Source organism: Mesorhizobium sp. WSM1293, assembly GCF_000513875.1.
In the GTDB taxonomy this organism is placed as follows: Bacteria; Pseudomonadota; Alphaproteobacteria; order Rhizobiales; family Rhizobiaceae; genus Mesorhizobium; species Mesorhizobium ciceri.
The window spans coordinates 99,374-111,621 of record NZ_AZUV01000013.1; the positions used below are offsets into that span (position 1 = coordinate 99,374).

A 12,248-nucleotide genomic window follows, 5' to 3' on the forward strand; every position below is an offset into this window, starting at 1 on the left:
TTAGCTCTCTTTTGCTATGATCGAGGGGAAGCTTGCGGAAAGCCCTCATGAACGAGATCGACCCCGCGCGCCGCTTTTCAGCAGAGGCGGTGCGTAAATTCGACGGCCCGGCCGATGGCGACACGCCAAGCGGCATGAACGATGTCGCGCGCCAGGTCGCCTCGCAGTACCGGCGCGATACGATGTCGCCGATCATGGTCAGCGGCGTCCTGCGCATGGTCGAATTCGGCTTGCTGTTCCTGTCCGGGCTCGCCGTCTATTTCCATTATGTCGGGTTCTTCAATTATCTCGCCTGGCAGTATCCGGTAACGATCGCCGCCGCGTCGTTCCTTGCCGTGGTGCTGCTCGACGTCACCGACTGCTACCAGATCGTCGCCCTGATGCGGCCGATCGCCAATTTCGGCCGCGTGCTGCTGGTCTGGGCCGGCACTTTCGCCCTCATGGCGCTGACGGCGTTCGTCATGAAGATGTCGGAAAACTATTCGCGTCTTTTGTTGGGCAGCTGGTTCGTCATCGGCTTCGTTCTCATCTTCGGCCTCAGGCTGGTAATGTCGAAGCTGATCCGGGCCTGGGCGCGCGATGGCCGCATGGAGCGGCGCGCCGTCATCGTCGGCGGCGGCAAGGCGGCGGAAATCCTGATCCGCTCGGTCGAAAAGCAGCCCTACAACGATATCCGCATCTGCGGCATCTTCGACGATCGCGGCGACAAGCGCTCGCCGCCCATCGTCGCCGGCTACCCCAAGCTCGGCACCATTTCGGAACTGATCGAATTCGCCCGGATCGCGCGTATCGACATGCTGATCGTATCGTTGCCGCTGACCGCCGAATCGCGCGTTCTGCAGTTGCTGAAGAAGCTGTGGGTGCTGCCGGTCGACATCCGGCTTTCGGCGCATTCCAACGCGCTGCAGTTTCGCCCGCGTGCCTATTCCTACATCGGCGCGGTGCCGATGCTGGATATCTTCGACAAGCCGATCAACGACTGGGATTCGGTGGCCAAACGCGCCTTCGACATCGTCTTCAGCCTGATCGGCATCGTCGTGTTCTCGCCGGTGATGCTGGCGACCGCCATCGCCATCAAGCTCGACAGCAAGGGGCCGGTTCTGTTTCACCAGAAGCGGCACGGTTTCAACAACGAGATCATCGAGGTCTACAAGTTCCGTTCGATGTATACGGACAAGGCCGACCCGACCGCCAAGCAGACCGTGACCAAGAACGACCCGCGCGTCACCCGCGTCGGCCGCTTCATCCGCAAGACCTCGATCGACGAGTTGCCGCAGTTCTTCAACTCGCTGCTCGGTTCGCTGTCGCTGGTCGGCCCGCGTCCGCACGCCATCGCCGCGCAGTCGCATAACCTGCTCTACAACGAGGTCGTCGACGGCTATTTCGCCCGCCACAAGGTCAAGCCCGGCGTCACCGGCTGGGCGCAGATCAATGGCTGGCGCGGCGAGATGGACACCAACGAGAAGATCCGCATGCGCACGGAGTATGATCTCTACTACATCGAGAACTGGTCGCTGCTGTTCGATTTGCGGATCCTGTTCCTGACGCCGCTCCGGCTGCTCAATACGGAAAACGCCTATTGAGCGCGATCAGCCATGATCTGCCGCAGGCCGTGGTCAACGCCAAGCTGATCGCGCTGATTTCCTCGGGCGCGGTCTTCATCGGCATTCTGCTGTCCGGCTTCGTCATCAGCGAGCCGGCGCCCTATGAGCTCTACATGGCCGGGCTGATTGCCATCTGGGCGCTTTTCGGCTTGCGGATTTCCCGCGCGGCAACGCCGCTGCTGGTGCTGCTGGTGACGATGAACATCGGCGGCATGATCTCCATGACGCAGATGGCGGACCTCGCCAACACGCCGCTCTATCTCGCCGTGTCGATGTTTCTCGCCTTCAGCGCGGTGTTCTTCGCATCGATCACCGCTGTACAGCCGAACCTCTACCGATTGATCTTCATTGCCTATGTGGTTTCGGCCGTGGCGACCTCGCTGCTTGGCATTGCAGGCTACTTCCACGCCTTTCCGGGCGCCGAGATGTTCACCAAATACGATCGTGCCGCCGGCGCCTTCCAGGACCCGAACGTGTTCGGCCCGTTTCTGGTGCTGCCCGGCATCTATCTGCTCTATCTGCTTTTGACCGGACCGGTGACACGCATGCCGCTGCTGGCGGTGCCGCTGCTGATCATCACCGCCGGCATCTTCTTCTCCTTTTCGCGCGGCGCCTGGGGCATGTTCGCGGTTTCGGCCGTCCTGCTCACCGGCTGCCTGTTCCTGCAGAGCGCCAGCGGCATGTTCCGGCTGCGCGTGGTGGTGATGACGATTGCAGCACTGGCGCTGCTGGTCGTCGCCATGATCGTCATCCTGCAGCTGCCCGGCGTGTCGGAGATGTTTTCCAACCGCGCCCATCTCGAACAGAGCTACGACACCGCCCGCCTCGGCCGCTTCGCCCGCTACGGCATCGGCTTCCAGATGGCGATGGAGCATCCGTTCGGCATCGGCCCGCTGGTCTTCGGCACGATCTTCGGTGAAGACACCCACGACATCTGGCTGAAGATGCTGATGGATTATGGCTGGCTCGGCTTCGTGTCGTTCCTCGCGCTCGTCTTGTGGACGATAGCAGCCGGCTTCCGCATCCTGCTGCGCGACCGGCCGTGGCAGCCCTATCTCCTGTGCGCCTATGTCGCCTTCATCGGCAATATCGGGCTCGGCACCTTCATCGACATCGACCACTGGCGCCATGTCTACCTGCTGCTCGGCCTGATCTGGGGCGCCATCGCGCTGGAATACAGGCACCAACGGCTGTTGCGGCCTGCCTTGCAGGGCTCGCCGGCACCGGCATAAAAGTCGCGGGAGTGAGAGGGCTTCACGTTGGCCTTCGGTGGAGATCCGGCCCGCTCTACATCACGACGAAGACAGCTTCGAGAGCTTCCCGAATACGAGTTTCTGATGGATTTCCTGACTAGGCGCTCTACATGCGCTTTACTCGGCTTCATTTGCGTTTTGAAGCGTCAGGCCAGTGTAGATCGAGTGCTCGACGGACGGTTGGTCCATGGCAAAAATATGCGGCTGTGGCAAAAACATTACATAATTTCATTTCACTCCCGGCTATTGTTGTTCCCGAGGGAATTACTTGGGTTGGGAGAAATACGTGAATAGATTCTTAGCAGTTCTCGCGGTTGCCGCCCTGTCGGCAAGCACCGCGTCAGCAGCAGACATGTTGGCCCCGGTTGCGGGGTCGGCCTATGACTGGAGCGGCCTCTATGTCGGCGGCCATCTCGGCGTTGCCAATGGTGACATCACGGCAACGGATATGACCGAGCCAAACGGTGGGTTCTTCACCGACCTCGTTCCGGCGGGAACAGAAGGATTTGACTTCAACAAAGCCGGCGTAGCCGGCGGTATCCATGCAGGCGCGCAATGGCAGTGGGGACAGTTCATTCTGGGCGGCGAAGCGACCTGGACGGCAACGGGCATCCGCAAGACCATCACCAGCCCCTATTTCCCGGACAGCGACACCGAGACCGCCAAAATCTCGAATTATGCCACGGTCGTCGGCCGCGTCGGCTACGCCTTCGATCGCGTGCTGATCTATGCCAAGGCTGGTTATGCCGGCGGCAAGGTGGATTTCCGCGCCCGAGACAACGACGCTCTGGTGACCTACGAAAAGAATGAGTGGCAGAACGGCTATGCGCTCGGCGCTGGCATCGACTATGCCCTTACGAACAACCTCTCGCTTGGCGTGGACTACACCCACGTTGACCTCGGCCATAAGACGAGCACGGGCGACAACGTGTTCGATGATGGCACTCTCGGCGACAATCCCGAGACCTATCGCACAGAGGCAAAGGTCGATGCCGTGATGGCCCGGCTAACCTACAAGTTTGGAATGGGTCAGTAGTGCATCGACATCATTTTCGCGGATCAGATCTAGCGTCAGGGGAGCTCGTCATCGCTCCCCTTTCCTCGTAGCCTACATATTCCTTCGAACATTCTGGCGATTGAACGAAGTCTTGAACTTCTTTGGGCAATTGCAGCCTAAAGCGGTGCAGGCTATGCCCTTCCAGGGCAAGACAAAGCACGTAGTGTGTCCGCCCTCGGTGACCGGAACCTAAGCAGCACTTGCGGTATGATTTGTCGGTGTGACTTTCGGTCACCAAAGGCACACCGGGACACCGTCTGTTCCCATTTCACCAATTTCAGCGAATTCGCCTCTTGCTTCTGAACCCTTGAGAATATAGGGCTTTCCGCGGTCCGGAGTGTAGCGCAGCCCGGTAGCGCACTTGACTGGGGGTCAAGGGGTCGTCGGTTCGAATCCGGCCACTCCGACCATTTTAGAAGCAGGACTTGCCCCCAAAAGTCCGCCTTTCCAGATGCCCGGTCATTCTGGCCAAATCTCGGATCGGGACAAAATCCCGGAATGTATTCTCAATCGCCTTGCTCGAACTTCGGTTGGGCTCCCTACCCCTGGCACACATTCACCCACTCAGCCCCAATCAGCTCAACCATCCTCTGCGGGCTGATCCGCACCGCCGCATTGGTGGTGCCTGCCGCGGGCACGACCTCGTCAAATTCGCGCAGCGATACGTCGCAATAGACCGGCAGCGGCGCCGGCAGGCCGAACGGGCAGACGCCGCCGACCGGGTGGCTGGTCGCTTCGACAACTTCCGCCGCGTCGAGCATGCGCGGCTTGCCGCCGAACTGGTCCTTGAACTTGCGGTTGTCCAGCTTGGCGATGCCGCTGGTCACCACCAGCATGGTGCGGTCGCCGACGCGCAGGCAGATCGTCTTGGCGATCTGCGCCGGCAGCACGCCATGCGCCTCGGCCGCCAGGGTCACCGTCGCCGAGCTCGCCTCCGTGACGATGACGTCGATGTCAGGCGCGTGGGTGGCGAAGAAGGCACGAACGGAGTCCAGGCTCATATCGAAAAACCCATGGTTCAAAAACTTGAAGGACGGCGGATTGCTGTCCAGCAGCCGGGGCCGCCGCGCATATAAGCACGCGCGGCATACAAATCGGCAAGCGCCAGGCTGAAGCAGACGCTGCGGCAGGTACAAAGAAACCCGCCAAGAGGGCCTTGGCGGGTTCTCTGGAATGCCTGGTGCGGGTCTACGCCAGCGATCGACCTTGCGCCGCCGGCGGCGCAGCCGGGGTGATCAGAGCTTCCTGGGGAAGGTGAAGCGCGGACACAATACGACGCAGCTTCGACGGATCGGTCACTCTGCCGCTTTCGATATCCTCAATCTCGTCCACCGCCAGGCCGCATGTCAGGGAGAGCTCTTCCACGCTGTAACCGCGGGTCTCCCGCATCGCTCTGAGGGTGTTGTAATCTGGCCCGCTCCCGTTGGTTGCCGGTTCGGAGTGGGGTTCGCTTTTCGCATTATGGGGCATTGGCAACTCCATGACTGAAAGAGTTTGATCAAATGAGGAGTGTTGCCTGAGACGGTCGGGAAGATGCCCTCTCACTGGTGATTTGCCAAGGGCCAAAATGGCCGTCACGGGATCGTGAACCGGGTGCCTGGCGCGGCCTCTGGCGCACACGTCGCGATCAAGTTGTTTTGAAGGCCTGATTGGCCTTTTGCCGGCAGTTTCGCCGCGCCCATTCGTTATCTCCGGGTCGCTGGCGCGAAACCATCCGGTTCCAGCCAGTTCTTTCCCGGAAGGATTTTTTGCAATGAACTTGAAGACAGTCATGGTCGTGCTCGGCACGATTTCCAGCCTTTCCGTCGCCGGCGCGGGCGCCGCCCAAGCCGCAGGCGCGCTTCGTGTGCGCGGCACGGTGGTCAGTTTTAAGCCCACGCTGCTCACCGTGAAAACCCGCCAGGGCGATACCGACGCGATCAAGCTCAAGGCCGGCTGGAAGATCTCGGGCGTCGCCAACGCCTCGGCAACGGACATCAAGCAGGGCGATTTCCTCGGCATTGCCTCCGTATCGAAAGCGGATGGCGGCAGCGGCGCCCTGGAGGTGGTGGTCTTCCCGGCCGCGCTGAAAGGCACTGGCGAGGGTGACCGCCCCTGGGACCTGCAGCCAAACAGCCGGATGACCAACGGCACCGTCGCCGATGTTACCGATATAAGCGGGCGATCCGTCACGCTGACCTATGACAATGGCCAGACCAAGAAGATTTCGATTCCCGACACCACCCCTGTCGTCACCTTCGCGCCGGCGACGCCGACCGACCTCAAGCCGGGTGCGACGGTCTTTGTCACCGCTGAGCGGGGCAGTGACGGCGCACTCAGCGCCAGCCGCGTCGTGGTCGGAACCAACGGCGTCGTGCCGCCGATGTAGTCGGACAGGCGGCCAATGGCCGCCTCTCGATCTTGCCGTGCATGGTGGCGGGAGGCTGGATTGGGCAGAAACAGTCCAGAAACAAAATTCTACAATCGGGAAATACTGACGAAAAAATTCAGGCGCGTAATTCCATTCGCGGCGGCCGGGCTATCGCCCCGATCCATATGCGCCCGCGAAACAAAAGGAAACGATCCATGAAGAAGTCCCTCCTCTCGGCCCTCGGGCTTGCAGTTGCATTGGCTTTCACGGTGCCCGTCATCGGTGCGACGAGTGCGGATGCGGCCCCGATGGCAAAGCATCATCGTCACCACCACCATCATCATCGCCACCATGTCCGCCACCACCATCATCACCGCCACCACCACCATGTGATCGGAAACAAGGCCTAAGCACCGCAAACTGCCACCGAGAAGACCGGCCTTGGCTTCCTGTCCAAGGCCGGTCTTCTCTTGGCATTGCGGCGCGTCAGCTCGACACGATTTGGGCGCACCAAGTTCGTCGAATGACGGCGCCAGCTATCTCAACCATCAGAAGCACCGCCTCAGCGCCGGCTGAACAGCAGACTGGCGACAAGACCGAGCACCACAAGGCCGACAGCAGCGGCAGCCGCCGGATGGTCGCGGGCCGACCTCTCGATCACCCTGCCCTGTTTGCGCAGTGCCGGCATGGCGTCGCGCAGACGCCCCGCAAGATCGGAATAGGTGTCGAAGGCTGCATCGCGACCGTCCTCGTAGTAGGCGCCGCCTCGCCTCGCCACAGCCCTCTTCAGGCTGGCCAGTTCTTTGGTGAGAGCCGCGACCTGCCTGTCGAGATCGATGTCCGAGAGGGTCGAAAATGATGCCATGATGTGTTTCCTTCACTTGCAGAAGGAAACGTAACGCCTCACCGGAAGACGGGTTCCGGTTTCGAACTATCGCGTCGGGCTGCGGTCAGCGCACCTGATCAAGCAGGCGCTTGCATTCCAGGAGGTCGAACAGCGCCTCCTGCAGCAAGGCCCTGTTGTCGCGCGAGAGTTTCGATGCATCCGGCTGCACCGGACCGTCCTCGTCGCTCTTGCCCAGGCCGAAAAAGCGACGGCTGGGTTTGACGCGCGGCTGGCCGACCAGTTCGTCGTCCATGCTGCGCGGCTGGGCCACCGGCGTCAGCGGCACCTGGTCAGCCTGCCTTCGCTGCGAGATCGCCTCGACGGCGGCCATGTCGCCATTGCCGATGGCAACCAGGAAATGGTTGCCGTTCTCGCGCAACAGCTTCTGCACGCCCTTGATGGTGTAGCCCTGGTCGTAGAGCATATGGCGGATGCCCTTGATCAGCTCGACATCCTGCGGCCGGTAGTAACGACGGCCGCCGCCGCGCTTCATCGGCTTGATCTGGTTGAAACGCGTTTCCCAGAAGCGCAGCACATGCTGCGGCAAATCGAGATCTTCGGCGACCTCGCTGATGGTACGAAAGGCGTCGGGGCTCTTGTCCATGGGCGAATCCTCACGCTGGACGATGATCCGGCCTAGCTGCCGAATCGGGGCTTATTTCAGCGGTTTATGAAGCAATATTCAAGCCCGGCGTCATGGCGGTGGCGGTTTTCAACCGCGCAGTAGGATTACTTGCCGCTTTTGGCCTTGCCGCTCTGATGGGAGCGCAAGATACGGCTCTTCAGCACGTTGGACGACTTGAAGGTCATCACCCGACGCGGCAGGATCGGCACTTCCTCGCCGGTCTTGGGATTGCGGCCGATACGCTCGTTCTTGGAGCGGACGTGGAATGTCGCGAAGGACGACAGCTTCACCGTTTCGCCGCGCACGATGGCTTCGCAGATTTCATCCAGCACCGCTTCGACGAGTTCGGCCGATTCAGTGCGCGACAGGCCGACCTTCCGGTAAACTGCCTCGGCAAGGTCGGCGCGCGTAAGTGTCTTTCCCCCCATGCGACCGTCCCATCAGCTCAAAACATAAAATTCGGCACAACAACGGCAGAGCCTAAGTAATTGATCCGTCAAGGTCAAGGACCGAAACTGGACCGTTCGGCACTTACCAGCGAACCAGGACAGCGCCCCAGGTGAAGCCGCCACCCATCGCTTCCAGGAGGACGAGATCGCCCTTCTTGATGCGGCCGTCGGCAACGGCCACCGACAGCGCCAACGGCACGGAAGCAGCCGAGGTGTTACCGTGCAAATCGACCGTAACCACCACCTTTTGCTCAGCTATCCCGAGCTTCTTGGCGGAAGCGTCAATAATTCGTTTATTGGCCTGGTGCGGCACGAACCAGTCGAGATCCTCGGCTGAGATACCGGCTTGCGCGAACGTCGCCTCGATGACGTCGGTGATCATGCCGACCGCGTGCTTGAAGACTTCGCGGCCCTCCATCCGGAGATGGCCGACCGTACCCGTCGTTGACGGCCCGCCATCGACAAAAAGCTTGTCCTTGTGCGTGCCGTCGGAGCGCAGGCTGGCCGCCAGAACGCCATGGTCGGCGATCGTGCCCGCGCCCTCGCCCGCTTCCAGGATCATGGCACCGGCGCCGTCTCCGAACAGCACACAGGTCGACCGGTCGCTCCAGTCGAGAATGCGCGAGAATGTTTCGGACCCGATCACCAGGACACGCTTGGCCAGGCCGCCGCGGATGTAGAGATCGGCGGTGGTCACGGCATAGACGAAACCCGAACAGACCGCCTGCATGTCGAAGGCAAAGCCGTGATGCATACCGAGCCGGTTCTGGATCTCGACGGCGGTGGCCGGAAACGTGTTGTTGGGCGTCGAGGTCGCCAGCACGATCAGATCGATGTCGGCGGGCGTGAGACCCGCATTGGCAAGTGCGGCACGTGCCGCCGCTTCCCCCAGCGAAGCCGTCGTCTCGTCATCGCCCGCGATGTGGCGCTGGCGAATGCCGGTGCGCTGGGCGATCCACTCGTCGGAGGTCTCGACCATGCCTTCGAAATCGGCATTCTTCATGATTCGGCGGGGCAGCGCGGCGCCCGTGCCGCGCACGACTGATCTGATCAAAGTTCTTTCCTATTCCTTTGCGTCGGTGACGACGTCGGATTTCCTAGATGACAGGGCGCGCGGGTTGCGCGCATGAAACAGGTCCAGATCGGCCTCGATACGGTCGAGGAGGTTGTTGCGGACCATGTCATAGCCGAGTTCGATCGCGGCGGCGAACCCGTCAGAATCAGCACCGCCATGGCTTTTGACGACGATCCCGCTCAGCCCCAGGAAAACGCCGCCATTGGAGCGGCCGACATCCATCTTTTCGCGCAAGCGGTTGAAGGCGCCCTTAGCGAAGACGTAGCCGATCCTGGCCATCAGGGTGCGGCTCATCGCGGCGCGCAGATAACCCGCTATCTGGCGCGCCGTGCCTTCCGCGGTCTTCAGAGCGATGTTGCCGGCGAAGCCCTCGGTCACCACAACGTCGACCGTGCCCTTGCCGATATCGTCGCCCTCGACGAAACCGTGATAGTTCATCGAGGCCATGTTGGCTTCGCGCAGCATGCGCCCCGCCTCCTTGACCTCTTCCTGGCCTTTGATCTCCTCGACGCCGACATTGAGCAGGCCGACGCTGGGCCGGGCTATGCCGAAGACCGAGCGCGCCATGCCGGTGCCGAGAATGGCAAAATCGATGAGCTGTTGCGCATCGGCCCCAATGGTCGCGCCGACATCCAGCACCACGCTTTCGCCGCGCAATGTCGGCCAAAGGGCTGCGATCGCCGGGCGATCGATGGTGGCCATGGTGCGCAGGCAGAACTTCGACATCGCCATCAGCGCACCGGTGTTTCCCGCGGAAATGCAGGCGTCGGCCGTGCCGGCCTTGACCGCTTCGACGGCCTTCCACATCGATGACTTCCAGCGGCCGTGGCGCAGCGCCTGGCTCGGCTTGTCGTCCATCCTGACCGCAATTTCGCAATGGAAGAATTCGCTGATCTCGGCAAGCTTGGGAAATTTGGCGAGCTCCGGGCGCACGACCTCCTCACGCCCGAAGATGACGAAGCGGATGTCGGGACGACGGGTCGCGACCGTCATGAGCGCTGGAATGACCACGGCTGGTCCGTGATCGCCGCCCATGGCATCGATGGAAATCCTGATCACGCGGTATTTGTCTCACGGTTAGGCGGCAGGTCGTTTAGCGACCGCGAAGGTTCGGCGAAAATAACGGTTTTGGGCTGCCACACAACCGACTTTTCCGTCGCGGGCGAGCTTTTCAGGATTTTCCCAGCAAGGATCGCAGTTTTTGCTGAAATTCATTCTCCGCCGGTTCGGTCTCGCTGCCGGCGTTGAGCGATGCGCCCTGCTTACGCGGATAGGGGTCGATGGCGAGCCCGAAATACTGTTCGGCGAGTGCCCCGACATCGATCGTGTCACCGGAAAATGTCTCTGGACTGTCAGGGCCTTCCGCGTCGAGCAGGATCTCGCCGCCACCATCGAAACCCTGCCGTCCAAGCTTGGAATCCTCGGGCAGCAGCAGCGCTTCGACCGGTTCGTCGATATGCGCTTCGACAGGCTCGAGCGTGACGATGCAGGCCTGGGTGATGTCGGCTTCGACACGACCGCTTATCTTCACGCCATTGCGCTTCCACGACGCGACCAGAAGCTCGGCGCGATAGGATTCGACCGAAATCAACCCGTGCTCCTCGGCCAGTGCCGCACGCTGTGCGGCATCGGCTTCGATAACCAGCGGCAGGCCCTTTTGCGGCAGGCGCGTGATGTTTGCACGGAAGGAGACCGGGCTTTGCGGGTCCACATGCTTCATTGTTCAACCTCCTTGGCGGCGGGAAAGGTCAGCGTGCCGGACACAATCGATTCGGATGTCTGCGCGGCCAGATGATTGCGCGCGTCGGTAATATAGTCGGCCAGTAGCGATGCTTCCAGCCAGGCGCCCGCGTCGGGCCGGACATTGCGGGCAAGAGCCGCGGTCAGCGCTTCATGGTCGTTTCTTTCCAGGGCATCGTCATAGGCAGCGGTTCGGCCATAAAACATCTTTGCCAGCTTTTTCATGCGTTTGGGCACGCCAACGTCGCCAATGCCCAATTCCCGCAACGAATGGTCGACGTCGAGGAAGAACTCGTCGATCAGCACCTGGGCGACCTCTTGCGCCGCACCGCTCTCACCGCGCAACCTGTGCTGGAACAGGAACATGTGCAGCGACAGCATCTCGAAACGGCCAAGCGGCGTGTCTGGCACATTCCAGTGGGAATAAAACACCGTCTGCCGCGCCGCCGCCACGATTTGTGCGTAAAGCGCCTCGGTGATAGCGCGGTTGGCGTAGCGTTCGCGGCCAAAAAAGCGCTGGAACATTGGGGATGGTCTCCTGGGGACCGTTTGTTGAAGTGGGCTTGTTGCATCGGCAAGCAAGCTGGTTTACCGGTTTCGCGGCCCAGCGCAAGTTGCGGCCAGCTAATGGAGTTGTTGTTGCGCGCGCTGAATTTCAAGTCGACCTTCTCGTCCAGGCCCGCCGGCGCGATCTCGCTGCTGATGATCGTTTCGGCACTATCGGCCTGCCACACCTCCAAGATGATCGGCGACCTCAGCCCGAGTGAGACGCTGACGCAAGGTTACGTCATAGACCAGCAGGCAATCGACCTGGTGCCGGTCGGTTCGAGCCGCGAGCAGGTGCTTCTGGCGCTCGGCACGCCGTCGACGACCGCGACCTTCGACAACGAGGCCTTCTATTACATTTCGCAGACGCGCAAGCGCTACGTCGCCTTCGACAAGCCACGGCTCATCGACCAGCATGTGCTGGCGGTCTATTTCGGCGCCGATGGCCGCGTCACCCAGATCGCCAATTACGGGATGAAGGACGGCAAGATGTTCGACTTCATCTCACGCACCACACCGACCGGCGGCAAGGACCAGAACTTCCTCAGCCAGATCATCAACGGTGCCAGCAAGCTGGCACCTAGCATTCCGGGCGGCGGCGCCTAATTCCTTTCGGCTTCCATTCCGGGAGCCTCATCATCTCAGGCGACCAAAAACCCGCGG

General features: G+C 61.3%; 14 protein-coding genes and 1 tRNA gene. 6 read left to right on the forward strand and 9 right to left on the reverse strand.

The genetic code is table 11. From position 1 onward, the window contains the following. The first annotated feature begins 47 nt into the window (after positions 1-47). From M729_RS0117980 to M729_RS0118000, 4 genes are all read left to right on the forward strand, one after another. Complete coding sequence (locus M729_RS0117980) at positions 48-1,583, forward strand: undecaprenyl-phosphate glucose phosphotransferase (RefSeq protein WP_013532222.1); 1,536 nt, start codon at positions 48-50, stop codon at positions 1,581-1,583. Next, a complete protein-coding gene (locus tag M729_RS0117985; RefSeq protein ID WP_027162413.1) occupies positions 1,580-2,836 on the forward strand; it encodes an O-antigen ligase family protein in 1,257 nt (418 codons plus the stop codon). The genes M729_RS0117980 and M729_RS0117985 overlap by 4 nt, the downstream gene beginning before the upstream one ends. A 289-nt stretch (positions 2,837-3,125) precedes the next feature. Further along, positions 3,126-3,893: an outer membrane beta-barrel protein gene (locus tag M729_RS0117995; protein ID WP_013532224.1), complete on the forward strand. Its 768-nt coding sequence runs from the start codon at positions 3,126-3,128 to the stop codon at positions 3,891-3,893. A 354-nt stretch (positions 3,894-4,247) separates the two neighbouring features. Beyond that, positions 4,248-4,324 (forward strand) — tRNA-Pro (locus M729_RS0118000). A 129-nt stretch (positions 4,325-4,453) separates the two neighbouring features. On the opposite strand, the gene M729_RS0118005 is transcribed toward M729_RS0118000, so the two are convergent. Further along, the gene (locus M729_RS0118005; protein WP_027162414.1) at positions 4,454-4,915 is read right to left on the reverse strand and encodes a YbaK/EbsC family protein; all 462 of its coding nucleotides are present in this window, start codon (positions 4,913-4,915) and stop codon (positions 4,454-4,456) included. Between the two features lie 187 nt (positions 4,916-5,102). Further along, on the reverse strand, positions 5,103-5,687 hold the full coding sequence (locus tag M729_RS1000000139305; protein ID WP_224620241.1) for a helix-turn-helix transcriptional regulator: 585 nt from the start codon (positions 5,685-5,687) through the stop codon (positions 5,103-5,105). Here M729_RS1000000139305 and M729_RS0118015 point away from each other — a divergent pair. After that, positions 5,668-6,282 carry a hypothetical protein gene (locus M729_RS0118015; protein ID WP_027162415.1) on the forward strand — a complete coding sequence of 205 codons (615 nt, stop codon included), beginning with the start codon at positions 5,668-5,670 and terminating at the stop codon, positions 6,280-6,282. The two genes, M729_RS1000000139305 and M729_RS0118015, sit on opposite strands and share 20 nt — an antisense overlap. Before the next feature lie 544 nt (positions 6,283-6,826). Here the strand turns inward: M729_RS0118015 and M729_RS0118025 are convergent. The 7 genes from M729_RS0118025 to M729_RS0118055 all read right to left on the reverse strand — a co-directional run bounded on the left by M729_RS0118025 (position 6,827) and on the right by M729_RS0118055 (position 11,564). Next, positions 6,827-7,129, reverse strand: a complete 303-nt coding sequence (locus M729_RS0118025; RefSeq protein ID WP_013532229.1) for a hypothetical protein — start codon at positions 7,127-7,129, stop codon at positions 6,827-6,829. Between the two features lie 85 nt (positions 7,130-7,214). Beyond that, a complete protein-coding gene (locus M729_RS0118030) occupies positions 7,215-7,754 on the reverse strand; it encodes a MerR family transcriptional regulator (protein ID WP_027162416.1) in 540 nt (179 codons plus the stop codon). 125 nt (positions 7,755-7,879) lie between these two features. Beyond that, the gene (locus tag M729_RS0118035) at positions 7,880-8,203 is read right to left on the reverse strand and encodes an integration host factor subunit alpha (protein ID WP_013532231.1); all 324 of its coding nucleotides are present in this window, start codon (positions 8,201-8,203) and stop codon (positions 7,880-7,882) included. A gap of 103 nt (positions 8,204-8,306) precedes the next feature. Further along, positions 8,307-9,278, reverse strand: coding sequence for a beta-ketoacyl-ACP synthase III (locus M729_RS0118040; protein WP_024504674.1), 972 nt, complete (start codon positions 9,276-9,278; stop codon positions 8,307-8,309). 9 nt (positions 9,279-9,287) lie between these two features. Beyond that, complete coding sequence (gene plsX, locus M729_RS0118045; RefSeq protein WP_024504675.1) at positions 9,288-10,358, reverse strand: phosphate acyltransferase PlsX; 1,071 nt, start codon at positions 10,356-10,358, stop codon at positions 9,288-9,290. 112 nt (positions 10,359-10,470) lie between these two features. Further along, the gene (locus M729_RS0118050) at positions 10,471-11,019 is read right to left on the reverse strand and encodes a DUF177 domain-containing protein (RefSeq protein WP_027162417.1); all 549 of its coding nucleotides are present in this window, start codon (positions 11,017-11,019) and stop codon (positions 10,471-10,473) included. Continuing rightward, positions 11,016-11,564: a ubiquinol-cytochrome C chaperone family protein gene (locus tag M729_RS0118055; protein ID WP_027162418.1), complete on the reverse strand. Its 549-nt coding sequence runs from the start codon at positions 11,562-11,564 to the stop codon at positions 11,016-11,018. The genes M729_RS0118050 and M729_RS0118055 overlap by 4 nt, the downstream gene beginning before the upstream one ends. Before the next feature lie 114 nt (positions 11,565-11,678). On the opposite strand from M729_RS0118055, the gene M729_RS0118060 reads away from it, so the two are divergent. Next, complete coding sequence (locus tag M729_RS0118060) at positions 11,679-12,191, forward strand: outer membrane protein assembly factor BamE (RefSeq protein ID WP_013532236.1); 513 nt, start codon at positions 11,679-11,681, stop codon at positions 12,189-12,191. Positions 12,192-12,248 lie beyond the last annotated feature (57 nt).